The 23,574-nt window shown below is 34.6% G+C and carries 29 protein-coding genes; 23 read left to right on the top strand and 6 right to left on the bottom strand.

Going from position 1 to position 23,574, the window contains the following annotated elements:
• Positions 1–617: 617 nt before the first annotated feature.
• From V4538_02545 to V4538_02530, 4 genes are read right to left on the bottom strand one after another with little or no spacing between them, the layout of a single operon-like run.
• Entirely contained in the window at positions 618–1,265 is a 648-nt protein-coding gene (locus V4538_02545) for a hypothetical protein (GenBank protein MES2379891.1), read from the bottom strand.
• Positions 1,266–1,284: 19 nt separating this feature from the next.
• Positions 1,285–1,818, bottom strand: coding sequence for a hypothetical protein (locus V4538_02540; protein ID MES2379890.1), 534 nt, complete (start codon positions 1,816–1,818; stop codon positions 1,285–1,287).
• A complete protein-coding gene (locus tag V4538_02535; protein MES2379889.1) occupies positions 1,805–3,004 on the bottom strand; it encodes a hypothetical protein in 1,200 nt (399 codons plus the stop codon). The genes V4538_02540 and V4538_02535 overlap by 14 nt, the downstream gene beginning before the upstream one ends.
• 53 nt (positions 3,005–3,057) lie before the next feature.
• On the bottom strand, positions 3,058–5,703 hold the full coding sequence (locus V4538_02530) for a hypothetical protein (GenBank protein ID MES2379888.1): 2,646 nt from the start codon (positions 5,701–5,703) through the stop codon (positions 3,058–3,060).
• 189 nt (positions 5,704–5,892) lie between these two features.
• Here V4538_02530 and bshB1 point away from each other — a divergent pair, with 189 nt between their 5' ends.
• From bshB1 to V4538_02510, 4 genes are read left to right on the top strand one after another with little or no spacing between them, the layout of a single operon-like run.
• On the top strand, positions 5,893–6,612 hold the full coding sequence (gene bshB1 / locus V4538_02525; protein MES2379887.1) for a bacillithiol biosynthesis deacetylase BshB1: 720 nt from the start codon (positions 5,893–5,895) through the stop codon (positions 6,610–6,612).
• An 8-nt stretch (positions 6,613–6,620) separates the two neighbouring features.
• Positions 6,621–7,457, top strand: coding sequence for a glycosyltransferase family 2 protein (locus V4538_02520; GenBank protein ID MES2379886.1), 837 nt, complete (start codon positions 6,621–6,623; stop codon positions 7,455–7,457).
• A gap of 8 nt (positions 7,458–7,465) precedes the next feature.
• Complete coding sequence (locus V4538_02515) at positions 7,466–7,957, top strand: YkgJ family cysteine cluster protein (protein MES2379885.1); 492 nt, start codon at positions 7,466–7,468, stop codon at positions 7,955–7,957.
• Between the two features lie 43 nt (positions 7,958–8,000).
• Entirely contained in the window at positions 8,001–9,299 is a 1,299-nt protein-coding gene (locus V4538_02510; GenBank protein ID MES2379884.1) for a serine hydrolase, read from the top strand.
• A 221-nt stretch (positions 9,300–9,520) separates the two neighbouring features.
• On the opposite strand, the gene V4538_02505 is transcribed toward V4538_02510, so the two are convergent.
• Together V4538_02505 and V4538_02500 are read right to left on the bottom strand one after the other, a co-directional pair.
• Positions 9,521–10,870, bottom strand: a complete 1,350-nt coding sequence (locus V4538_02505) for an APC family permease (GenBank protein MES2379883.1) — start codon at positions 10,868–10,870, stop codon at positions 9,521–9,523.
• 177 nt (positions 10,871–11,047) lie between these two features.
• Positions 11,048–11,563, bottom strand: coding sequence for a hypothetical protein (locus tag V4538_02500; protein MES2379882.1), 516 nt, complete (start codon positions 11,561–11,563; stop codon positions 11,048–11,050).
• Positions 11,564–11,727: 164 nt separating this feature from the next.
• Between V4538_02500 and V4538_02495 the strand changes: the two genes are divergently transcribed.
• The 19 genes from V4538_02495 (at position 11,728) to V4538_02405 (ending at position 23,573) form a co-directional block, all read left to right on the top strand.
• A complete protein-coding gene (locus tag V4538_02495) occupies positions 11,728–12,696 on the top strand; it encodes a hypothetical protein (protein ID MES2379881.1) in 969 nt (322 codons plus the stop codon).
• A 57-nt stretch (positions 12,697–12,753) separates the two neighbouring features.
• On the top strand, positions 12,754–13,128 hold the full coding sequence (locus V4538_02490) for a hypothetical protein (GenBank protein MES2379880.1): 375 nt from the start codon (positions 12,754–12,756) through the stop codon (positions 13,126–13,128).
• Positions 13,118–13,315 (top strand): hypothetical protein, encoded by a 198-nt coding sequence (locus V4538_02485; protein MES2379879.1) that lies wholly within the window; start codon positions 13,118–13,120, stop codon positions 13,313–13,315. The genes V4538_02490 and V4538_02485 overlap by 11 nt, the downstream gene beginning before the upstream one ends.
• Position 13,316: 1 nt before the next feature.
• Positions 13,317–13,511, top strand: coding sequence for a hypothetical protein (locus V4538_02480; GenBank protein MES2379878.1), 195 nt, complete (start codon positions 13,317–13,319; stop codon positions 13,509–13,511).
• Between the two features lies 1 nt (position 13,512).
• Complete coding sequence (locus tag V4538_02475) at positions 13,513–13,830, top strand: hypothetical protein (GenBank protein ID MES2379877.1); 318 nt, start codon at positions 13,513–13,515, stop codon at positions 13,828–13,830.
• Entirely contained in the window at positions 13,831–14,730 is a 900-nt protein-coding gene (locus V4538_02470; GenBank protein ID MES2379876.1) for a hypothetical protein, read from the top strand. It abuts the gene before it with no gap.
• A 149-nt stretch (positions 14,731–14,879) separates the two neighbouring features.
• A complete protein-coding gene (locus V4538_02465; GenBank protein ID MES2379875.1) occupies positions 14,880–15,329 on the top strand; it encodes a hypothetical protein in 450 nt (149 codons plus the stop codon).
• A gap of 53 nt (positions 15,330–15,382) precedes the next feature.
• A complete protein-coding gene (locus tag V4538_02460; GenBank protein ID MES2379874.1) occupies positions 15,383–15,640 on the top strand; it encodes a hypothetical protein in 258 nt (85 codons plus the stop codon).
• A gap of 8 nt (positions 15,641–15,648) precedes the next feature.
• On the top strand, positions 15,649–16,068 hold the full coding sequence (locus tag V4538_02455; GenBank protein MES2379873.1) for a hypothetical protein: 420 nt from the start codon (positions 15,649–15,651) through the stop codon (positions 16,066–16,068).
• An 11-nt stretch (positions 16,069–16,079) separates the two neighbouring features.
• Positions 16,080–16,553, top strand: coding sequence for a hypothetical protein (locus V4538_02450; protein MES2379872.1), 474 nt, complete (start codon positions 16,080–16,082; stop codon positions 16,551–16,553).
• Positions 16,554–16,555: 2 nt separating this feature from the next.
• Positions 16,556–19,195, top strand: a complete 2,640-nt coding sequence (locus V4538_02445; protein ID MES2379871.1) for a hypothetical protein — start codon at positions 16,556–16,558, stop codon at positions 19,193–19,195.
• Positions 19,196–19,203: 8 nt separating this feature from the next.
• Complete coding sequence (locus V4538_02440) at positions 19,204–20,133, top strand: hypothetical protein (protein ID MES2379870.1); 930 nt, start codon at positions 19,204–19,206, stop codon at positions 20,131–20,133.
• A gap of 15 nt (positions 20,134–20,148) precedes the next feature.
• Positions 20,149–20,496 carry a hypothetical protein gene (locus tag V4538_02435; GenBank protein ID MES2379869.1) on the top strand — a complete coding sequence of 116 codons (348 nt, stop codon included), beginning with the start codon at positions 20,149–20,151 and terminating at the stop codon, positions 20,494–20,496.
• 36 nt (positions 20,497–20,532) lie between these two features.
• Positions 20,533–20,952 carry an ASCH domain-containing protein gene (locus tag V4538_02430; protein MES2379868.1) on the top strand — a complete coding sequence of 140 codons (420 nt, stop codon included), beginning with the start codon at positions 20,533–20,535 and terminating at the stop codon, positions 20,950–20,952.
• Positions 20,953–20,961: 9 nt separating this feature from the next.
• A complete protein-coding gene (locus tag V4538_02425) occupies positions 20,962–21,435 on the top strand; it encodes a hypothetical protein (protein ID MES2379867.1) in 474 nt (157 codons plus the stop codon).
• A 66-nt stretch (positions 21,436–21,501) separates the two neighbouring features.
• Positions 21,502–21,663: a hypothetical protein gene (locus V4538_02420; protein ID MES2379866.1), complete on the top strand. Its 162-nt coding sequence runs from the start codon at positions 21,502–21,504 to the stop codon at positions 21,661–21,663.
• 106 nt (positions 21,664–21,769) lie between these two features.
• The gene (locus tag V4538_02415) at positions 21,770–22,117 is read left to right on the top strand and encodes a hypothetical protein (GenBank protein ID MES2379865.1); all 348 of its coding nucleotides are present in this window, start codon (positions 21,770–21,772) and stop codon (positions 22,115–22,117) included.
• Positions 22,114–22,314, top strand: coding sequence for a hypothetical protein (locus V4538_02410; protein ID MES2379864.1), 201 nt, complete (start codon positions 22,114–22,116; stop codon positions 22,312–22,314). Before V4538_02415 ends, V4538_02410 begins: the two co-directional genes overlap by 4 nt.
• Before the next feature lie 140 nt (positions 22,315–22,454).
• Positions 22,455–23,573: a hypothetical protein gene (locus tag V4538_02405; protein ID MES2379863.1), complete on the top strand. Its 1,119-nt coding sequence runs from the start codon at positions 22,455–22,457 to the stop codon at positions 23,571–23,573.
• Position 23,574: the final 1 nt, after the last annotated feature.

The raw sequence follows: 23,574 nt of genomic DNA, 5'->3' as shown, positions 1-23,574 counted from the left end.
GTGCTGATTTTAAGGTGTCAGCGGTGAAAACAATATTTTATTGCGTAAAAAATTGGCCTGCAATAATAAGCACAATTAATGCAATTGGAAATGGAGGAGCAAGCGCATGGAAATGATGTTAATAAAGCGTTTTTGTTAATGTGTTTGTTGGTGAAGCGCACCAACAAGGGCGAAAATATAAATAGGCTTTTAGTACTCCTTAGAAACTGCACCTATATAAAAGCACTTCATTGATGACATGTTAGAAATTGAACATGTATAAAAGCATTTCATTTATGGCATGTTAGAAATTGAAGGAGTATAAAAGTAATTCAATGATGACATGTTCAAAATTGAACATATATAAAAGCATTTAATTAATGGCATGTTGAAAACTGAAGGAGCATAAAAGCACTTCATTTATGGCATGTTGAGAATTGAACATGCATAAAAGCATTTAATTAATGCCATGTTCAAAACGGAAGGAGTATAAAAGCACTTTATTTATGGCATGTTAGAAACTAAAGGAGTATAAAAGCAATTTTGGTATTGTTGGTGAAGAACACCGACAAGGGCGAAAAAGTACTAAGTAACAGAGTTAACCAATACAGCCTAAATGAGCTATTATAGACTTAAATTTACTGTTCTTTTCTACTAACGTTTACAATTAACTCTATAATTGGATTTTGAGTTTTGTCGGCTAAACGAATGAAACCAGGGGAGTTAAAGTAATCAAGATTTACTCTGGGTGTGTTATTATAAATAATTGGATAATAAGTTATAGAAGACTTTCCTAATTCGTCTATGTCTAAGACAATATCGGTTTCTTTTGGAGTGATTTTCTTTCCAAACTTTTTAACATCTTGGAGAATATTGTCTGTCCATATATTAAAGCTTGTTGCCATTAGTGATCTGAATAACTTAGGGTCATTATAGTCGATATTTGCTGAGTTGTCCAAGAATATAAACTCATTGAATTTCTCAATTTTTGGTAGCAAAATATTCTTTGTCCTAATATTTTCAATACCACCAAGTATTTTAATACTTAACTCTTTCGGATAAGCTCTTACATGATATGTCAACTTGTCGATAGAGTATTTATATGAAAAATGAAATTGTCCTTTTTTAGGGTAAAAGTAGTGTATATCAAAAAAATCTATGTTCTTAGGGAAGTTTTTGATGTAATAATGAGGACTCGAATTCCATCCTAATATAGAACCATCCGAATGCCTTTTAATCCAAGCTACCTTATGATATAGGTCGTTCTTTTTTATTAATACTCTCATTCTATTAAATAGAAATTTTCTAAGCCTCATTATTGGCAGCGTTCAATTTACCTTTGGCAAAATCAATGGCAAAGTCAATAAATACTTTGTATGCTTGGGTAAACGTAAATTTATTTTCGCTTGTTTTCTCTATAATATTACGCCTGTTTAAAGTAGCTAAAAACTGTTTGCGGCTAAAGCTATCCTTTAACTGGTTGTTATTATTAATCAGTTCCGCATACGATGAGTTATCAAAATATTCATCCAGTTTTTCGGTTTCAAATTCGGCATACTGTATTTCTTCCAAAAAGTTTTTGCCGTCTTTATCCAGCTCAAAACTAAGTACCGCAAAAAACAAACAAATATCCCTGCTTAGTTGCTCGCCTGTTTCGTACGAAAGTATAAAACCAAAATCGGTTTTCATTTCCAGCTCATAAGCAAAACTTTCTTTAAAAAATTTGGTATAAAAATCTTCGCTTTCTTTAAGCGATATAAATTTAGGATCGCTGGCCAATATAAATTTACCGGCCATTAAATCACTTACTATGTCTTTGTGGTATCTAGGAAATTCCATGTTTTATTACTTTAATTTTTGGTACTCTCAATGTCATTTGGTTGGTCTTGATTAATTTTCTGTCCTTTGACGATTCGTCTAATTCCAGCACAATGCCGTCTTCAAACAATAAACCCGTTAAGGCAAAAAATTTATCTGTTTCTATCTCTTTGTATTCGCCTCTTAGTGTTAAACCACACCAGTCAAAAAAGCTGTCAAGCGGCAACTGGCTCATCATTTTACCTTTATAAAGGTCTTTGTTAAATACCCATTTATCGCTGTTGGCAATAGGCTCTTCTAAAATAATGGTTTCATCAGCCGCAAACTGTTCAATGTATTCTTTGGCATTTAAATACATATCGTTATTGTACGGATAGTTGCGCTCGCCTTTAAATACTTTTGGTACGGGCGATTTATAAGGTTGTTTTAAAAACTCCATCCAACCCGTTAATATAATTGATTCCGTTCTGATGCGTTCAATCAATGGCAATAACTCATTGGTTAATAGTTTTGACTGGCGCAATAAATCATCGTTGGTCTGAATTAAAAAGGTATATACTTTTTCAAACTGCAAACGTATATTTTCATCACTGAAATTAAGCCTGCGTACGTTTACGTATTCCGATATATCAAACAGCTTATTGGTAATACTATCGCCATGGTTTATATCTAAAATATTGTTCAATGGCAATATATAATAATCAATCCAGAAGCTGGCCTTGCGTACTTTTTCTTTGTAATCCAGCTTATCAACGTTTGATTTCAGCTCGCGAGTTTCGGCTAATAAACGAATGGTATTTTTTTCTACTGCTTCGCTAAACTCTTTTATTTCATTGTTCAAATCATCAATCCTGTTTTTCAGAATCAATGTATCGCCATTTATGCCTTCGCGTATTTTTTTGAATAGTGCACCTATTGATTGCTCATACTTTTGAATGGTTTCGGGCAATAGCGGTCTGAACTCATTTAAAATAAATTCAAATAGTTTAAAATATGTATCTCTGAACTCAAAATCATCGCCCAGCTTACGCAATATTTTGTATTCAATGAGCTGCGATTGAATTTGGTCATCGCGCTCGGTCATTATTTGAGCCAATACCTCCTGGTGAATGATGCCATTTTCTACTTGGGCATCAAACAAATCTTTTAAGCTATCAAAATGATTGGCTAAAAAATTGAGTATTGTTTTTGGTTCTGCTTTAATCATGCTTGTGTTATTTTGGCTGTTAACTTTTTACAGTGTGTAATGCTTTATAGGCATTACATAGCTGCATTGCTTTCGCCATACATGGCATTAATTTTTTCGTTGATATTAATTTTACCTGCATTTGGGTAAATGAAATAGTATTTACCAAAACCGGCTACGGCATCAGGCGCGGCAAATATTGGAATGAAATAATGCTCGCGACAGAAACGTACTAACTCAGGTCTGTTTTGTTTATCAATAGTAGCTACCTCATCAATAAACAATACAATACGGTTTTCATCATCGGCAATGGCTAAACGATTAATGATGTTCATTACAATCATTAAACGGATCATTTTATCCGTTCCGTCACTTTCAATTTGCTCGTTCAAATCAACAGGTTTGGTCGTTCCTTTACGTGTTAAGTGTAAGGTAATATCAAACAAATCATCAAACTCTATTTTTTTACCTGAGTCTAAGTAAGCATCTAATACTTTTAAGTTTTCCGAGTGGTCAAACTCAAACATTAGTTGTCCTTTTACCTGTTGAATCTGGCTGATTTTTTTAACCTCTTCTACCAGTTTTTTATTGTCAACCAACTCTATGGTTAAGCTTTCAATATCTGAAATACGGCTTTGCGATAGTTTGTGGTTAAACTTATTGTTTATAAATTCTTTAAATTCATCATAACGTTTCAATAGGGTATAAGCAGGGTTGGCAAACTGCGTGCTTATACTTTCTAATAATGACGAAATAGAACGTTCCTTGTCATCAATCAACGCAATTTCTTCTTCTACATAGCGTATAAAATCTTGCTCATCGGCAAAGGTTGATTGTAACTTGTCGCGTAGTTTTTCAAATAAATTATCCTTGTTTATTTTTAAGGTATTTCTGTCTGCTTGGTTCAGTTTAATTTTATTGTACAACAAGTCTAAATCTTCGCTGCTTTCATGCTCCTCCGCTACAAACCCATAAGTTTCCAGTTCCCGTTTAAAATCCTGAATTTGTCCAATACGCTCTTCCCGTTTTTTAATATCTTCATTGATATCGTTTAGCTCGTTACTACGCTTGGCAATTTGTTTGCTGATGGCTTTTTGCTCGCTTTCAAATTTTTCCTTTTGTGTATTTAACTCCGTTATTTCAGCCTTTAGTTTTTCAATGGCTTTGGTTAAAGCAGGTTTGGTTTTTATTTTTTGAAGCTTTTGTTTAATGCTATCAATATCGCTTAATATTTGTTGTAGTTCCGTTTGCGATTTTTCTAAATCTTTAACCGTTTCCAGTAATTGTTGCTGGCTTTTTAAATCAGCTTTTACAGCACTTAACTTTTCTTTTATTTCTTCAACACTTTCAAAGTCCTTTTGCGTAATGTTTTTCGAAATATCTATTTCCCCATCAAATATTTTTAAAGTATCACTTATTTTATGAATAGCCTTTTTTACCTGCTCGCCCGGTAATGCTTTTACCTGCTCGCTTAACAAAGCATTCAACAGTTTTCTGTTATCCTTATTACCGCTTATTTTATTAATTAATAAATTGCTGTAATTTTTTATCTGGTTTTCGTAACGGCTTACCTGGTCTTCTAAACCTGCTACTCGGAATTCAATTTGTTTAGAGCTTAGTTTTTGAATTTCAACCATGGTTAAACGGCTTTCCAATTCTTTTCTTTTTTTATCAAGATTGAGTAAGCTTTCGTTTAATATTTTCTCCGGTTCAAAACTGTTAATGGTTTTTAACTCTACTTCTTTTTCGTTCAGTTTTTGCGCTTCGTTTTGTATTTCCGCATCCTTACCACCAATTTTTCTATCCAAATCCGATTTCTTCGGATTTAAATCTTCGTTTATTTCTGTATGGATTTTGGCCCTGTTTTGTGTTTTCTCCACCAATAAAGCTTGTAAGCTTGGCAAAGTGTGTTCGTAGTTTTGTGTAAAGGCAGAGTACAATTGACTTATAATTTTAGCCTTGGCACTGTACTGACTTACCACTTCCCTAAACTCGTCAAACTCATTTTTAACTGATCTCAGGTTCCTGATTTCGTTGTTTATTTTACGTAAATCGTGAATATCCTTTTTGTTTTTCTGACTAAAATTTAAAACCTCATTTTCCCTGTTATCAGCTATAATTAAAGCCTCTTTCAAATTTTTATTAGTAATTAATTTAGTGTTGATTAAGTATCGGTATATTTTAGAAAAGTTATTACTTAAGCCATCACTTTTTACATTGTCGTCCAACCAAACTACACCGTTGTTTCTACGGCCACGCTGGTACACAAAGTTAAACACCTCACGTTTGTCCTTAAAGGCTTCCAGCTCTATACCTTCAGAGGCTAATTGTGCTTGCACTTCGTCAAACTTCATTAAGCGTTTGTCTTTATCTACATAGTGCTGCTCCATGTAATTGCTGGCATACTTGTAGTATTCCAAATTGCCTTCACTATCGCGTTTTAATAAAATACAGTAATACGATTTTTTAAAAACCTCAAACACAATATAACTTTGGTTGGGGTTAGGAAAATAATGGTGAATAGTGTCTTTATCACCACGTCTGTTTCCACTAAAAGTCATTTTATTGCCATCAATAATGAACAAAAAATTAAGGGCATATATTAAAGTTGATTTACCAATATTATTAGGTCCTACCAACTGTAAACTATCACAGTCGTTAAAACGGATTTCGGCTTTGCCATATACTTTTGAGTTAAGTATAGTTAAGGATGTAAGCATGCTTTTTGAGTTTAAAATAAAAAGGCAAAATAGTAAGTGCCCGATACAAGAAACTAACAGGAAATACACAAATGCAAAATTGCTTTATTTATAGGCAATTGACTTTTAAACAGTCCGTTTTAAACCTAAATATATTGAGTTACGCATTTTAGAATCCCCAAATTAAAAAATATGAGTATTTTCGCCCCCATGGAAAAGCTAGATATACTTTGTTTTGCTGCACATCCTGATGATGTAGAATTGGCATGTAGCGGAACAGTATTGAGTCATATAAAACAAGGCTATACAGTTGGTATTATTGATATTACGCAAGGCGAACTAGGCACAAGAGGTTCAGCCGAATTAAGAAAAATAGAAGCAGCCAACGCCAGCAAAATACTAGGCGTGAGCGTACGCGAAAATTTAAAGTTAGCAGATGGCTTTTTCCAGAAAAATAAAGAATCGCTGTTATTAATTATAGAGAAAATACGCCAATACCAGCCCGATATTATTTTGTGTAATGCAGAAAGTGACAGGCATATAGACCATGGAAAAGCGGCCGACCTGGTACATGAAGCGGCTTTTTTAAGCGGATTGGTTAAAATAGAAACAACTGTTAATGGTAGCATTCAAAAACCTTGGCGACCAAAACAAATATACCATTACATACAAGACAGGTTAACAAAGCCAGATATAATAGTTGACATAACACCCTATTACGATGATAAGATAGCAGCGATACAAGCTTTTAGCAGTCAGTTTTACGACCCCAACAGCAAAGAGCCACAAACACCTATTTCATCGCTCGACTTTATGCATTATATAGAGGGCAGAGCCCGTGAGTTTGGTCGCTTAATCAATACTACGTATGGAGAAGGTTTTACCGTTAAACGCCCTGTAGGTTCCAATAATTTATTAGCCCAACTATAAACTTTCAGTTGAGTAATTCATTTCCATATCAATTAAGCATATCGCTGGTGGTTTACAACAGTAAGCCTGCCGTATTATTGCCTTTATTAAATAGTATAAAGCAAATAACAGTACCCATAAAATTAATTGTCAGCGATAATTCTACCGAGCCACTGTTAAAAGAACTGTTTGAAAGTTATGACGCAGAATATATTTTTAACAATGCCAATTTAGGTTACGGAAAAGCACATAATGTGGCTATCAATTATGGTAAGCTTTTAGCACCCTATCATTTGGTAGTTAATCCCGATGTAGTCATTAATAAAAACTGTATTGAAGATGGGTTGGCTTATTTAAATGCAAACAAAAATGTTGGATTGTTAATGCCCAAAGTATTGTATCCAGATGGAGAAATACAACGCTTGTGTAAGTTATTGCCAACTCCTTTTGATTTAATGTTCAGGCGATTTGTGCCTGCATTTTTAAGTCCTCTTTTTAAAGCAAGTTTAGGCCGTTACGAATTGGAGAGTAAAGACTATAACAAACCCATGGTTTTAAATAATCTGTCAGGTTGTTTTATGTTAATGAGCCACGAAGCATTGCAAAAAACAGGAGCTTTCGATGAGCATTTTTTTATGTATTTAGAAGATACCGATTTAAGTCGCAGAATAAGCAGTCAGTTTCAAGCTATTTATTATCCCAGCATTAGCATTATTCACAATTACGAAAAAGGCTCTTATAAAAGCACAAAATTATTAAGCTACCATATACAATCTGCTTTTTATTATTTTGGTAAATGGGGTTGGTTTATTGATGCCGACAGAAGGCGGAAGAATAAAGTAGTATTGGCTCAAATTCAACCCTGATATAAGCCATGATTGCCGAATACATAAAAATTATTGAGAAGGCAAAACTGCAAAAGGCCGAGAACAAAAAGTTTTTAGACAAGTTAAAAAAACAAGCACCTAAAAACTTAGATGTAATCACCAACCAATTACACGATGAAGCTTTTGAAACAATTGATTGTTTGCAATGCGCCAATTGTTGTGCAACTACTGGCCCTTTACTTTTAAATAAAGACATAGACAGGCTGGCTAAAAACCTACGACTAAAACCAAGTGTTTTTACCGAAAATTATTTACGTATAGATGAAGACAAGGATTATGTTTTCAAACAAATGCCCTGCCCATTTTTAGGCAGCGATAAATATTGCAGTGTTTATAGTGACAGGCCAAATGCCTGCAGGGAGTTTCCACATACCCAGCAACGCAATGTGTTGCAAAAGCTAAAAATTACTCATTTAAATACAACTGTATGCCCTGCAGTGGCTAAAGTGGTTGATGGCTTGAAGGAAAAATTTAAATAAAACAAGCGGTTAAACTATTTACCTTTGGTATAATCATAAAGGCATGATGAAAAAAATACTATCCTTATTATTTTTACTTTCAGCATTTGTAGGTAAAGCGCAAATGTACTTTCCGCCCATTAATAATGCTTCTACTTGGGATACTATAAGCCCGCAAAGCTTGGGTTGGTGTACCAATAAAATACCAGATTTATACAATATGTTGGAAGAGAAAAAGACAAAAGCCTTTATTGTATTAAAAGACGGTAAAATAGTCATGGAAAAATACTTCGGTACTTTTACCATTGATTCATCGTGGTATTGGGCTTCGGCTGGTAAATCGCTGGTGGGTTTTATGGTAGGTCAAGCACAGGAAAAAGGATTGTTAAGTATTGAAGATTCCAGCTCAAAATATTTAGGACAGGGTTTTACTTCATGTCCTCCTGAAAAGGAAGGATTGATTAAAATTAAGCACCAGCTAACCATGACAACCGGCCTGGATGAAAAAGTGCCCGATTTAGATTGTACCACACCCTCTTGTTTAAATTATAAATCCGATGCAGGAACAAGATGGTATTATCACAACGCACCGTATAAACTATTACAAACAGTAGTAGCCAATGCAAGTGGCATTACTTTTCAGCAATTTACCAATCAAAACGTAAGTGCCAGAACAGGTATGTATGGCTTATGGGTAAACGAAACATTTGTATCAAAACCCAGGAATATGGCCCGCTTTGGCTTGTTAATTTTAAACAAAGGTATATGGGGAACCGATACCTTGTTAAAAGACAGGAGCTACTTTACCAGCATGACCAATACTTCGCAAAACCTGAATCAATCGTACGGGTATTTGTGGTGGCTCAATGGCAAGCAAAGTTTTATGTTACCCGGAACCAGTTTTGTTTTTGCAGGCGGTATAATACCTACCGCACCTTCGGATATGATTGCCGCTTTGGGTAAAAACGATCAAAAAATATACGTAGTGCCTTCCAAAAACTTAGTGGTAATACGTATGGGTGAAGATGGCAATAACAATGAAAATGATGTACCTATTCAAATAGACACCATGATATGGAATAAATTGAATGAAGTGATGTGTGCCAACAACACGTCAATTGCTGATATTACCACATCAAGTATGTCAGTTTATCCCAATCCATTTACCGATGAAATTACACTTGATTTATCCGCTACAGAATCAACCGAACCCATTCAAATATTTAACCATATAGGCCAGTTGGTAATGACAAGAAATGTTATAGGTAGCGACAAAAATATCACTATCAATCTGGCAGATTTAAAAACAGATATCTATTTTATAAAACACGGAAACTACCAGACCAAAGTGGTAAAATATTAATAAGTAACTCGAGACTGTGCAGGCTTAAGAGTCATTGAAGCATACAAATTACTATGTAATCCAAATAGCAGGTGTGCGTAAGCCCGGCAAAAAAGCGGGCCGCGCATCATGCCCTGCGCGGAGAAGCATTTTTTTGCCTTGATTTTTTGTTTCTTTTTCATCTAAGGAAAAAGAAAGATGAAAAATAGGTATTTAAATACCACAACTAAAATACACGTAACTTAAATTGAGCTCTCGTTAAATTGTTTTAAAGAAATTTCTTTATTGCCAAAGTATTCCTTTACATAGTATAACAAACAACCAGAAACAATAATACCCAATGCACCTATAATATAAACACTATCGCTGCTTAAAAAAACAAACAGCCAAACAGCAATACCGGCTATGGCAGGAATAGGGAAAAAAGGCATTTTATAAGGTAAGCGCAATTTTTTACTTCTGTAATGTAAAGCAATTAACCCGGCTGATTGGCTTATAAACTGAATGAGTATGCGCATGATAATAATTGCCGTTATCACATCTTTTAATTTAAACAATAAACTAAAGCAAAAAGCCAATCCACCTAATACCAATAACGAAATATGAGGAAAATGTTTGGTAGGATGGAGCTTGGCAAATACTTTAAAAAAGTTTCCATCTTTAGCGGCTGCATAAGGTACGCGCGAATAACCGAGCATTACGGCAAATAGGGAAGACACGGCTATAAATAAAATTAAACTAGTAGCTATTTGTGCCGCTAAGTGTCCATAAAGCTTTTCAAAAAAGGTGCTGACAATAAAAGTAGAGTTTTGTGCTTCCTGCCATGGAATAACACCTAAAATACCAATTTGCATACTGATGTATAAAATAGCTATTCCTGTAATAGAAATAAAAATGCTTTTAGGAATATTTTTCTGTGGTTGAATAATTTCAGCACCTAAATGGCAAACATTATAATAACCGAGGTAAGAGTAAATACTTTTAACAGAGGCCTGTCCTAAAGCTACAAAAAACATGGGTTTTAAATCAAAAGCATCTGCAGGAAAAGTAAAAGCCAGATTGGCATCAAAATGAGTAAATGCAGAAAATATAAGCCAAAGAATAGTTGAGCCAACTACTGCCCACATAATAACCGATAACTTGCCTATACTTTGAATATTGCGGTATAGCAACCAAACCAATAACAATACCAATGAGCCCGAAACCATTTTTTGAGCTACATCACTTAAAGGCAATAGAAACGATAAATACTGAGCAAAACCAATAGCGCCTGAAGCAACTACCAATGGGGCTTGAATACTGGTTTGCCATACAAATAAAAAGGAAAGCAAACGACCATATTTTTTGCCATATAATTTTTGTAAGAATACATACGAACCACCGGCTTGTGGCCATTTGGCACCTAATTCGGCCCAAACAAAAGCATCCATAAACGATAATAAGGCACCCAGTAACCAGGCTAAAATACATTGCGGACCGCCCATTATTTGAATGATAAAGGGAATGGTTACAAAAGGACCAATACCAACCATATCAATCATATTAAGGGAAGTAGCCTGTGTTAAACTAAGTCCCCGAACAAGTTTATTCATGAAACAATAATAGGATAAATTATAAAGTTAAAAATTAAATTTAGGCCGGACGAGTTAAGTAATTATGGAGTAGCTATAAACAAAAAAAGCCTTGACGAATCAAGGCTTTAATCTTTTTTAGCTGTTGTGGTCTCGCAAGGATTCAAACCTTGCCCATTTTTCCAGTATCTTGAGGCTTTAATTTTTAAAAGCCCCTTGTGTAGTCCCTAATTGTGTAAATAGGTTCAGTGTGTAATTACTGTCCTGTTTACCATACTTTGCAATTGGGTAATTAAGCTTTCCCGCTAAATCCGGTTGTAGGCTCAAAGCTTTTTCTAACATATTTTGTAAATATGTTATTTGAGTGTCCATTTTGGCTATTTGTTGCTTTAAAAAACTAATTTCTTGTTTTTCCTTGCCAATACTTTTAAAGCCAATATCAGAACAATCCACACCAATTAAAGGCTCTCCATCATTATCTAAGATGTATTTTTTATTAGCTTTAGGAAATGCTAAACAAAACACATTAATAAATTTATTTGTTGGCTCCTGACCTGTTGTAATTCGTGAAATCTGACTGGCTGTGTAGTTAGTTTTTTCGGCAATTTCATTCCTGCTTAAATTAAGCATCAAAATTACCAGATTTAAACGTTTTTGTTTCGCATCCATAGTTTTTGATAGATTATTTGCAACAAAAATGCTTTTTAAAAACAAATAAAGCAAATAAAAACGCATTAAAATGTATTTTAGATATATATAGTATTAAATTAATTCGTTGTAAATCAATTTTATATATTTATAAAACGCATTTTAGTGTATTTTATTTGGCACTTTTGTTTTAAATTTATTATTTCGCTGGTGTAACCACCCCGTTTACCATGCCAAAATTAAACCTGTATTACTATCATATACACGAAAAATCAGTTGTTGTTTACCAGCGCAACTTTTTCAACCGCACCGCCCCTGACTATGAAGTATCAACTACATTATTCGGGCCAGTTGAAAGCCTTTCAAAAACAAAAGCCACACAAGTAGCAAAAACAATTTGCCAAACCTTAAACAAATGGCGCCCTCTTGATGGAGTAAAAAACACAAAAGCACTTTCAATAAAAAGGCCGGTTACGGAACCAGGTACCGTTTTATTTAATAAAATTCTTCAAGGCTACATCCATGTGCTACCTGATAACAGCAGTGGATTTACACCCGTTGGCATTACCCCTGCACAAGCACAAGGGGTTATAAATACTTTAAAGCAACAATTAGAAGCTTTAAACCTATACCAAGACACCCTTAATCAAAATAATAATATGTCAAAAGCAACAAAGAACAAAGAAAACACTGGAGCAAATGAAACAACAACAGCTTCAGCAACGCCAGGAGGCGAAACACCGACACCGGCAACCACTACACCAGGAGTAGACAAAACAGAAACCACAGCTGCAACAGTGGGAAATGACACGGACACACCGGCAAAGGATGAAACCGCAGCAACATTGGAAAACGAAACCGAAGCTTCAAAAGAACGTCCTAAAGGTATTATTACTGTGGCCGGCACCCCTGATTTATTCTTAACCTTAAGCCACACCATTGACCACGCAAACGGACTTGAAACTGTAACTAGTGCAATGAATACCGCTTCCGGTGCGCTTGTAAAATCAACAATTACCAAAACGCTAATTGATACTAGCAAGGTTGAATCATACCTGCATTTTTTCGATATTCAGGATAAGGACGCTCAACACATAAAAAACCTTTTTGGAACATTTTCGCAGACCACCGACAACATGGTGTTTGTGCCACACGTAAAAGTCGTTTCCGATGATAACGGAGGCTATATCTTAATGTAACCACCCTGTACAGGCGGTTACAAAAAGTGTAGCCGCTTGTACATAAAACTAAATACCATGAACCAAACCACCACCACAACAATAAACAACATGCTATCAGTAGCAAATATTCGGGCTTTAGCCAATGAAAAAATTTCTTTCTGTAAAGAAATGAAAATTCCCGTTGCAGCTGTTGAATACGAATGCAATAACCTGTTTGGTTACGCATTGTTAATAGAATCCGGTTACACAGAAGAAAAGCTACAAGCCATGTTATCTGAATTGGATAAAAAACTTTTTACCTGTGAAAGAACCTTTCAAAAATTGTTGGAAAAGCAAGATTTCAGCAACGCCAATCAATACTTTAAAGAAAGTAAAATAGCCCAATTGTCAACAGATTGTAATTCGTTAAAAGTAGTATTAAACATAACTCCTAAAAGCCATGAGCGATAATTTTTTATACCTGGTTATTTCATTGCTTATAGCATTGATACCAATAGCTTACTTATTTGGACACGGTAAAGGCCATGCAAAAGGTTTTGCAGACTGCAAACGCAAGTTTCATCCATCATGGCAAGAGATAAACAAATTAACCGATAGCGTAGCCATCAAACTAGCCAACTCTTATAACGAAAAATAGTATGAGTATAGAATGTTTTGAATGTGGCTACGTAGGTGAGCCAAAACAGTTAGAAGCAGCTGAAAGCGTGTTTGGTTTTTCAGAAGTATGCCCTAAGTGTAACGGTATTAATTACAACGTTTCGTTTGATGATGAAAAGCCCATTGTCAATAGAAACCCTAACAAAATTAATCAAATAATTTATAAGCAATCCTAGTATGGCAGAGCAAAAAGAAAAAGAGGGAGTTCCATTTATTCAAAATTACATGGATACGTTAAACGCTATAGCTGCTGGTAAAAAAACAACTTTTTTGTTGTTGGTTGACAAAGAAGTTATAACACTTGTTAAAGAGTTTGGAGCCGGTATTCAAGGCTTATCTAAATGGCTTGCAGATAATGCAAACAATACAAATTTTGACCCTGTTGTAAAACAATCAATGGAAGCCCAATTAAAGCAATTGTGCGAGCTGCAATCCGAAATACAAAGCCAAATAATACTTCACGCTACACCGGTTACAAAACAAGCAACGGCATAAATGGAGTTACTGGCCAAAATAAACATCAAAATTCCTTTACGTGCAAGCAGCTTGCTTGTTTCTAAGCTTCGCAAACGTGGTAATTATGTTACTACCGGCAAAGCTTATGCTACTAACCAGGCTACACGCACCTTTGGTTTTTTCTTTGCTTGCAAGGCCATCACAACCAGTGGTACAATATTCGATTACCCAAAACAAATGCAGCAAATTTACGCTGTAACCGGCCTTAATAGTTATTCATCAGTATTGGAAAGATTACGGAAATGTGAGCGTTTTGGCTTGCTTAAGGTTGACTGGAAAGCTAAATCAATTCAGTTATGCAGCTGGGTTGAATGTATGAAAATATTGGATATACCACTTAAAAAAGAAGAAATAAAATTTGTCAATTATGAATTTGAAAATAAAACCCCTGTACCCTGCCAATACCTCATAGAGCTTGCAGAAGAAACGGAACAGCAGCACTTCACACGTGCCGGAGCAATTAGAGCCATCAACCAAAATAAGGAGTTAGTAAAGATGCTTTTGCCAAAAATTGAACCAAGCCAACATCCTGTTGATGCTTTGTTTGAGTGGCAAAAGAATAGTTTTATTAATGCTGATTTGTCAGCGGTTGATTACAAGTTGCTTCACAGTGTGCAAAGCTGCCCATACCGAAGCGTTAAAGCAATGATTAACACACGAAAGAACGGTAAACATATCCGGGCAACTTTCGAGCGTATAGCCTACTTAAAACGCAAAATTTCATTGCCCGAATTGTGTAGTATTTCGAACCAAGTATTTGCCTCTAATGGCAAATGTAGACCAAATTCTGAATACTATTATAACGGTTATGATAAAGTTATTAACAAGCCAATTTGGTACTTACCAGATGCGCTGAAACCCTTGGCGCACGTGGGCTAAACCCCTAATTTTAAAAATTGTGTATTACCTATTTGGCATATCAAGTTAATGAAAAATATTCATATAATCTTATATCCCTGTAATCATACATTCTTCATGAATATTCATGAAAATAAGCCACTAAAAAACCGAAAAAACTAAAACTATCCATGACCGAAATGACTGCACGAAAAGCACGGAAACCAACACCTACAAGCATTACAGCTACTAAGCCATACGATTATGAGCTAATACTAAACGTAAATAGGAATGCTGAAGAAAAAGAAATGGACCGGTATTGCATCAAATTATGGTGGCTCAACAGCACCAATGGCAAACCAACTTATGTGCTTAAAGGTATGCAGCTATTTGAAACATTGCTGCGTGCTGGTAAGAAACCGCCAACCGTTCTAGCTGCCATTGTAACCAAGTTTAATGAGAATGTAGCCACTACTTTAAAAATGGAGGTGTACGACAATACCGTTTACGGCCAGGTAACAAAAGTATTAGTGTTCAATGGCATTGAAACTACCATACATAAAGACTATAACAACGTATTGTTTAAGGCTGTCAACAATATAAATGTTGGATTTAGACCAAACACCCCACACCACCAATAAAGCAGTTATCAGCTCACACAAAAAATTAACCATTAACAAATAAAACCAAAACCATGAACCAACCATCATTTTACAAAATTCCCATCAGAATTATTATTGATGCAACAGAAGATTTAAAGCAGTTTAAAGTATCAGTTGCTTTCATTTCACGCCCTAAACATTGGAGCGCAAAGTTTAAAGAGTTTGACGAGTTCCCAACCGCCAACGAAGTAAACCAAACCATAAAAAAAGGTTTTGCATACGAACAAACTGGAGCCGTTGAACGCTTTGGAATGCAACAAGATAAACAGTTCGAAAAATCATTTAACTAACTACGATTATGAGAATAATATTTATTGCTAAAAACCAAACCGGAGTAAAGCGAATCTTCAACGAAACTGAAATTGAAGCTTGGACAATAAACCCCAATTACACTAATTATAAAGGTGATAAACAAGATGAATTAATGCTTATCGAGCGCATTAAATTATTTGCCCATAAAGACACTACCAAAAGCCATAGTTGCGATTTTGAGTGGGAAAAATTTACTGATACATGTTTCGGTCACCATGCTAAATCAGAAAAAGAGTTTATTAAAGAAAGGACAAAAAACACTTCAATTGAGGGTTATAAGGTAGTTTCTGAAACAAACTATAACCGCTATAAAAAGGCCATTTTATCTATACACAATAACTACCCATTAATTGATTTCAAAGCAATAAAAGAAAAGCCAAATCATTTCAGTAGACAAATCCTTTAACCACTACTACCATGAATAACCACCCTGTAAAAAATTGTCGGCTGTTAACCATTGAAAAAAAGCAGCTAGAAGCTTACAAAAATATTTTGTTTGAAGCCAAAGAATACTACCGTAAACTATACAGTATTGAAGCGTACCAAAACACCAAATATTTAAGCCTAATAAGCGAAGCGTACTTAAAATATTTCAGTTTGGATATGATGTATAACAATGCTGAAAACAAACTTAAACAGAAGTTTTATACGTGCCAATATACTTTCAATCCTACTGACTGTTTTTTATTACTTAGTTCCATACTTCCAACCAATAACCTTGAATTTAACGCAACGGTTAAAGAAGTGATACTGGAGCATTGTGTAACTGTACTTAAGCATTACGATTTAATTGACCGTAACGCAACATTTAAACCGGTAATACCCAATTTAGAAATAACCGGTTACATAAACCCATCAACAACCATTAACGATTTTTTAAACGATTACTAGCCATGACAAAGAACACAAATAAAGCAGTTAATACCGATTTTGGAATTTGGTGTAACGAGTGTGGCGAACAAGCCAAATTAGAAGCCAACGGCAATTTATTAAACGGCTTTTTTGATAATGATGTACGTGTATTTGTACACTACAAAAGTGCTAATGAATATTGTTATAAAGCACATTATGAAAAAAAGAATAAATCTGTTTTTGCCAATCTGTTCAACGAAAAAATTGTACCGCCATTTAACGCGTGGCTTATTATATCTAAAATAAATAAAGGAGCTAAAACAATTGACCCTACAAATTTTAAGCTAATAAACGCTAAAGGTGTACCGGAAGTTAACGGAAACGTACAAAAAAAGGGTAAAAGCGTGCAAAATGATACCGAAAGTGATCCAGCAACGCCAAAAATTGAATACAGCAAAATAACAACTCCTAAAACCGCCTTAATAAAAAATATAATGTTAAAAGCTGAAACGCTTTTACATCTTGATAACCTAGATGATTTTCAAGCCAAACTGCAAAGCTTTATTGATAAAAAGAAAATACCCGGTTACAAGGAGGTTAATAAAATTTATTTTTTTAGTAGAACTTCTAGCGGAGTAGAATTTTATAAATATGATAGTGATGGCAATACTATTTATATAACCACTTTTAGCTTAGTAGCTGAAGCAACGCCAGTTGAACCGTTGGCAGATGTGGAAGAAAATTTACAGCAGTTTGAAAAAGGTTTAATGTTAGCAGGGTATTTGCTACCAAACAGCATTGAAGAAGAAACCCAAAAAGATATTTTACAAGCTCACGAAACTGAAGCAACGCCAAATGAATCGTTGGTTGGTCAGATAGTATGTTGTGTGTGCAACAAAAAGTTATTGCCTAAAAACAATAACTATAATGGTTTTTTTGATGCCGACTATTTAGTTTTTGTAGGCACCAACTGCGCTGATAAATTCTACAGGTATAAGCAAGAGTTATCAAATGCAGATGGTAAGCATACCTATTCTGAAATGCCTATTGGTGTTGGCAACGAACAGTTTTATTTAGATAAAACCAAACACAGCACATTTACATATCAGGCTTCAGCAACGCCAAAAATGGAAGTGCTGACCAAGGTTGAACCGGTTATTGAAAATGAACAAGCTTTACCAGTTTCATTCGCTGAAAAAATAAACATAGTTAACAAGGCTACAGCTGAAGAATGGGTTGACCATAAAGAATTATTTACTAATACTGAACACCATTTGTTTTATCCTTTTCATTGTTTTACAAATTTCCCCGTTAACAAAATGCCATTTTGCTGTGATGGATGTGGTGAAAAATTCACAGGAAATGGAAGTTATGATACTGCATATTTTGTTTTTAAAAGCCCCAATGAATTAAAAATATACTGCTGCCAAAGTGAATTTTATTATGCAAATACAATTAGTTATGTAGATATGCTACAAGGCTATAAAAAGCCAATTGTTTTAACACATAAATATATTGGTTCAATTGAGCATGAATTGGTTTTTAGTTTAGTTAGAGGGAGCCGATATGAACTTAATAACTTTGTCACTAATGGCTTCAAAACAATTGCTGAACTAAAAGAAGTAATTGATTTTGGAGATGGTGGCGGTTCATCTGTAAGAAATGGATTTGTTGAGTTAAAAGGGTTAAAAGTGAAATATTTCACTAACGTTAGCTCTTGGGCAAGTAAAAAAAATACACCCAATAAAGGAGATTTTGAATTAAAGCCAGGTGATGTATTAAGAATCTTAAATGAAATATTGGCTGATAACATACCACAAACCAAAATTGTAAAGACTCCGGTAACAACGCCTAAAATGGACATGCTGCCAGGTATAGCGCAGCCGGTTAAAAATGAAAGTAAAATTGATGCACAAATAGAGCGTATCAATGCAATGAAACAACCCACTGCAACAACGCCCAAAAAGGAGATACCAAAACAAGCCAAAGAGCCAAGTATCAATGATACTTACACCGGAGGCATTTTTGCCTCCGGTGTATTTCAATTTCTTATAAACCATGTACCACCGGTTGAAACTATTGTAAGCGGTTTTTTAGGGCATTGCGCTTTATCTAAACACATCAAACCGGCTAAACGAATGGTTGGTATAGATATGGATAAAACCGTTATTGATAAGTGGAATAAACAAGAAACAAAAATGCACCTGGTTAATGGCAACTTTCTTGAAAATTTACATTGGATAAACCCGGTTGAATTTGGTAAAACATTTTTGTTTTTAGACCCTCCCTATTTAGAAGAAACCAGGCAAAGCACTATTGACCTATACCCGCACGAATTTAAAACTTTGGAGCAACACGAAAGGCTACTTAATAAAGTTAGAAAGTTACCGGTTTACACCATGATTACTCACTATGAATGTGAGCTGTACGATAACATACTTTTAAACAACGGTTTTACTAAGCATCCATTTAACGACCAAACAAGAGCTGGCAGAAAAGAATGTATGATGTACATAAATTATCCAGTACCTACCAAGCTGCACGATTATAAATTTTATGGTGCTGATTACCGGGAGCGATGGAACAACAAAAAATTAATTGACCGCACCATTGCCCAATTAAAAGACATGCCGGAGCTTAGGCGAAATATGGTTATTGATTCAATTTTAAACAACTTTTAAAGTAAGCTATGAGCAAAGTGAAAACAGTAAACAGTATAAGTGGTGGAAAAACTAGCGCTTACATAGCAGTTCATTATCCAGCCGACTACGAAGTATTTAGTGTAGTATGTATTGACGATAAAACATGTGCGCCAACGGACAAGGCTCTAATAGATTATGCAAACAAAAAGCTTGCTAAGTATATACCCGAATATGGCGATTTTATAGCCACTGCCGAATTAGACGAAACACTTTTAGCAATGATGGATTTGGAGCAACTCTTAGGCCGTGAAATAATTTGGGTAAGAGGTAAGAGCTTTGATAATATACTAACCAGTAGTAATACTCATGGCGGCACTCCTAATCGCTTGCCAAGTTGGGCAAGGAGGTATTGCACTGATGAAATGAAGTTAGTTCCAATATTTAAGTGGTGGTTTAACAACGTAGGCGAAAAAGTAAATATGCGTATAGGTTTTAGATTTGATGAGTTTGATAGAATGGAACGCTTTTTTAATAATTCAGACCCAAGTAATTTTAAAATAGCAACTTCATGCAGTTTACAAGGTAAAAGACAACAAAAACATAGTGATTTTAATTGGAGATTTTGTCAATTTCCATTAGTAAAAAATGGAATTACAGAAAAAATAGTCAAAGACTATTGGGCTAACAATGGATATTTAACACCTAATTTATTTAACCAAAATAGCCATCAAATATATTTTCCACCAATTAGTAATTGTATTGGCTGTTTTCATAAGAAGCCCGAAACGCTAAGCATTATGAGCCAAGTTGCTCCTGCAAAGATGAACTGGTTTTCTTTAAAGGAAACATTAGGTAAAGGTACTTGGTTGGATAGTCGTATTACTTACGCTGAAATCATTGCCAATTCTAAATATTGGATTCCTGAAATGATAAATCAAGGTTTAAAAAGTTGTGAAAGTGGCGGTTGCCATGATTAATATAAAATCAAAAATATGAAAAAGCACCATAAGAAACCAACAAAAAAAAGGCTTTCTCTATCAGATTTGTTAATTCTACAAAGTGCTTTCAATACCTTTTTTGAAGAAATAAATTTTGAAGAACCAACCAACCAGGATAAAGCTTTGCAAGCTGTGGTTTTCAATTTGCACAATAGAGCGGTAATGTTAAGCGCAAGGCCATGTTATAACGGTTTTAATTTCAAGCTAACTCCTGTGGAGCTATACACAATTTTTTATATAAGAAATGATTTAAAAGTAATGCTTGAACCCACAACAGAAAAGGCAGTTGGTGACCTTTTAGAAATTAACAAAAAAAAACAAAAACGTAACCGGTTATGGTAACCAGTAAATAATAAAATAGAAATTAATGAATAAACTATGCTACTAGGATTTAACAAACAATTTGAAAACCCAATACTAAGGGGAACCAAAATACACACCTTACGCAAGCACAAGCGTAAGCCTAAGGATGGTGAAAGGTTACATATGTATAGAGGATTGAAAACACCCGATTGTAAGCTTATTACCAACAAAAAAAAACTAGATGGAACGCAAAAAGTATGGATAAAAATATGTGTGTTTCATGATACAGGAAACGCCATAAAAATATGTGTTGATGGTAAAAAACTCACACCCGAAAAAATTACGGAGTTTTGTATTAATGATGGCTTTGTTTCACTTTCAGCTTTTATTTATTACTGGATAAAAGAACATAGAAAAAAACAAGGCAATTTAAAAGTACCATTCAAAATAATTAAAAGCCTCAATTGCCATCACTGGACACCATTTAGATACTAACAAAAATATATGAAAGAAAGAATTATAATAGTTGATAAGCATCTTGGTTTATCCGGAAAAAATTTACTTTTTGGAAATGATGATTTTTTTGGGTTAAAAGTTGGTGAGTTTGTAAATCAAATTGGTAACGGAAAAGAGAATGGTACAATTAGAACTGACCAATTTTTATATCCTGTAAAATATGTTGGTTCTATAGAATGTCAATTTGAAAAAAAAGAAAAAATGTTTGCCTTTGAATTACCTCATAAAATAGATGATGCAAATGTCTATCTGCTTTATGGTAGCACCGATTCTGAAATATTCACGGAAGCTGTTTACTCAATGAAGGATAAAATTACAAAAACAACAACGGGCTATACTAGGTTCTATGCTCCGGAGTTTGTTAGAGTTATACCAATGGGTCAAACTACATTTACTATTGATAAAAGAGCGATGGTAAAATTTAGGAAGTTTTTCTTACCACCGGTTACTAAGAATAAATAACCGCTATAGTAACCGGTGTTAATAAAATCGGATAAAATTATAATAATCAACAACTAAATTTACACCATGCAAGAACCTGAAAAAAATTACGGAATAGAAAAAATATTGATTGATTTCTATCAAACAATGGAGGCTTTAAAGTCTGACCCTGAATGTAAAGGTAAGCAAGCAGCTAAGTTAGCCATGACAGCAAACGATATTAAAGAATTAACCGGTTACACAAAATAACACCATGCTAAAACGCAAAAGGCCATACTTTATAAATCAATTATTGCTAGGCATAGCAATAGCTTGCATTGCTTTATTAGTGGCCTATTTTAAAAGCTAATTCTATATGAAAACAGTTATTGAATACCCTCAAATATTAACAGATTGGCTTAACGAAAAAACGGCTCAAATACACGCTATTCAATTTAACCAGTATGATTTTAATCCAATAACCGGGCAAGATATTTTAACCAATGTTAGTGTATTGTTTCATGAAGCCGGTTATTATAAAGTCCGTTTTAATTTTAAAAATATTTTAGATGATTATATTTTATTGGAAACTGTCGGACTTACTATGTTTTGCAGTAATGTCGGTGAAGAGCTTACTATGATTAAATTTTGGATTCACTTAAAAATTGAAAATAACCAGGTGGTTATATTGAACGATTATACAACAAAACTTGCAAAAAAATGAGTACCAAAGCAGTTGTTTACATAAAGGATATAGCTAAAATAACAGGCAAAAGTTACCCTGCCTCACAACGTGAATTAAGCCGGTTAAAAACCCAACTTAAGATAGAAAAAGGGCAATATTTATCATTATCGGCCTATTGTAAAGCTACCGGTATAAGTATAAATGATGCAATTTCTGCCCTAAATGCTAAAAATTAGCCTTATCAAATGATATCATTATATATCAAATTATATCATTTGATATCATTCTAATCGGTACCAGTACCAACCATCTATCACTTGATTAAACTTTGCTAAACGAAAGTAACCACAGCGGTTACAGTTTAAAAGTTTAGCAAATGAGCCAAAATTCAGGAAGAAATTATTTAATTATAGGAGGCATTGCCACAGCTGCCTTTCTTTTAGCTTCCACAGCCTCCAAAGCACAAAATTTACTAGGTAAATTCAAAGTCGTTCCAGGTATTCCCAATGACTTCAATTTACAAAATGGTATCAATGTAAACTTTCCTGTTCAAATTATAAATCAAAGCACCTTTGATATAAGAATTGGCAATATTTATGTAACACTGCAATACAATTCAGCTTCGGTTACAAGTCCGGTTTGGAATGATATGTTTTACATGGTTAAGCCGGTTACCAGTGTAACCATCTTAAAAAACACAATAACCAATATAAACAGTGTACCGTTAACAGCAAGTTACTTAACCGCCTATACCGTTTACCAATTATTTACCGGTGCGCTTGATAGCAATTTAAAAGCTATAGTACGTTTTGAAGCTGCCGGGATTGAAATACCTCAACAAGAGTTCCTGATTAATGCAAAAAGCATGTTTGCGCCATTAAAGGCGTTGCTTCAGACAATTTTGGGCAAGGTTGGCGATTTAGGTATTGACAGCCTTTCTGCACACCACCGCCAAATTAAAGACGGTAAAGAGTTTGACCAGTATTTCCCAAAGCCATCAGGTACCAGTCAAATGGTAGCAATAGGTACAGAGCCAACCAAAACAGCTGATATAATAGTTTCACAGGTACCAGGCGAATTATATCAAACAAAAAAAATTGCCGAACGCTGGAAAGCTCCAACAGTTGAACAAAGCGTTTACAATGTGTATAGGTTCTTACATGACCATATACAATACAATTATGATGACCACATGAAGCCATTGGCTTTGCGTGATGAAATATTGAACTCTCCGGCTTCGAGCTGGGACAAAAGAAAAGAGGGTATAGACTGCGATTGCTTTAGCAAGTTTGTCGTTTCCATCCTTAAAAATATGGGCATTCCTTGTGCTATCAAACTGGTAAGTAACCGCCCTGATAAAGCCCTTTGCCATATTTACGTAATCGTACCATCTAAATCAGACCGTAAAGGCTACCTGGTTATTGATGCCTGTTTACACCAATACAATACAGAGCCTTTTAGTCTAACCAATCAATTAATTAAACAAATTCCATAAC

Source organism: Bacteroidota bacterium, from assembly GCA_040388375.1.
Taxonomy (GTDB): domain Bacteria; phylum Bacteroidota; class Bacteroidia; order UKL13-3; family UKL13-3; genus JAAFJM01.
This window is presented reverse-complemented; position numbering and strand designations above follow the sequence as displayed.

Coding starts and splice junctions, on each gene's coding strand:
- V4538_02490 (MES2379880.1), top strand. CDS start 12,754: ATGAACCAAACCACCACCACAACAATAAACAACATGCTATCAGTAGCA.
- V4538_02475 (MES2379877.1), top strand. CDS start 13,513: ATGGCAGAGCAAAAAGAAAAAGAGGGAGTTCCATTTATTCAAAATTAC.
- V4538_02470 (MES2379876.1), top strand. CDS start 13,831: ATGGAGTTACTGGCCAAAATAAACATCAAAATTCCTTTACGTGCAAGC.
- V4538_02465 (MES2379875.1), top strand. CDS start 14,880: ATGACCGAAATGACTGCACGAAAAGCACGGAAACCAACACCTACAAGC.
- V4538_02515 (MES2379885.1), top strand. CDS start 7,466: ATGATTGCCGAATACATAAAAATTATTGAGAAGGCAAAACTGCAAAAG.
- V4538_02415 (MES2379865.1), top strand. CDS start 21,770: ATGAAAACAGTTATTGAATACCCTCAAATATTAACAGATTGGCTTAAC.
- V4538_02430 (MES2379868.1), top strand. CDS start 20,533: ATGCTACTAGGATTTAACAAACAATTTGAAAACCCAATACTAAGGGGA.
- V4538_02510 (MES2379884.1), top strand. CDS start 8,001: ATGATGAAAAAAATACTATCCTTATTATTTTTACTTTCAGCATTTGTA.
- V4538_02425 (MES2379867.1), top strand. CDS start 20,962: ATGAAAGAAAGAATTATAATAGTTGATAAGCATCTTGGTTTATCCGGA.
- V4538_02435 (MES2379869.1), top strand. CDS start 20,149: ATGAAAAAGCACCATAAGAAACCAACAAAAAAAAGGCTTTCTCTATCA.
- V4538_02455 (MES2379873.1), top strand. CDS start 15,649: ATGAGAATAATATTTATTGCTAAAAACCAAACCGGAGTAAAGCGAATC.
- V4538_02410 (MES2379864.1), top strand. CDS start 22,114: ATGAGTACCAAAGCAGTTGTTTACATAAAGGATATAGCTAAAATAACA.
- V4538_02450 (MES2379872.1), top strand. CDS start 16,080: ATGAATAACCACCCTGTAAAAAATTGTCGGCTGTTAACCATTGAAAAA.
- V4538_02440 (MES2379870.1), top strand. CDS start 19,204: ATGAGCAAAGTGAAAACAGTAAACAGTATAAGTGGTGGAAAAACTAGC.
- V4538_02405 (MES2379863.1), top strand. CDS start 22,455: ATGAGCCAAAATTCAGGAAGAAATTATTTAATTATAGGAGGCATTGCC.
- V4538_02445 (MES2379871.1), top strand. CDS start 16,556: ATGACAAAGAACACAAATAAAGCAGTTAATACCGATTTTGGAATTTGG.
- V4538_02460 (MES2379874.1), top strand. CDS start 15,383: ATGAACCAACCATCATTTTACAAAATTCCCATCAGAATTATTATTGAT.
- V4538_02530 (MES2379888.1), bottom strand. CDS start 5,703: ATGCTTACATCCTTAACTATACTTAACTCAAAAGTATATGGCAAAGCC.
- V4538_02495 (MES2379881.1), top strand. CDS start 11,728: ATGCCAAAATTAAACCTGTATTACTATCATATACACGAAAAATCAGTT.
- V4538_02540 (MES2379890.1), bottom strand. CDS start 1,818: ATGGAATTTCCTAGATACCACAAAGACATAGTAAGTGATTTAATGGCC.
- V4538_02485 (MES2379879.1), top strand. CDS start 13,118: ATGAGCGATAATTTTTTATACCTGGTTATTTCATTGCTTATAGCATTG.
- V4538_02480 (MES2379878.1), top strand. CDS start 13,317: ATGAGTATAGAATGTTTTGAATGTGGCTACGTAGGTGAGCCAAAACAG.
- V4538_02505 (MES2379883.1), bottom strand. CDS start 10,870: ATGAATAAACTTGTTCGGGGACTTAGTTTAACACAGGCTACTTCCCTT.
- V4538_02420 (MES2379866.1), top strand. CDS start 21,502: ATGCAAGAACCTGAAAAAAATTACGGAATAGAAAAAATATTGATTGAT.
- V4538_02545 (MES2379891.1), bottom strand. CDS start 1,265: ATGAGAGTATTAATAAAAAAGAACGACCTATATCATAAGGTAGCTTGG.
- V4538_02535 (MES2379889.1), bottom strand. CDS start 3,004: ATGATTAAAGCAGAACCAAAAACAATACTCAATTTTTTAGCCAATCAT.
- bshB1 (MES2379887.1), top strand. CDS start 5,893: ATGGAAAAGCTAGATATACTTTGTTTTGCTGCACATCCTGATGATGTA.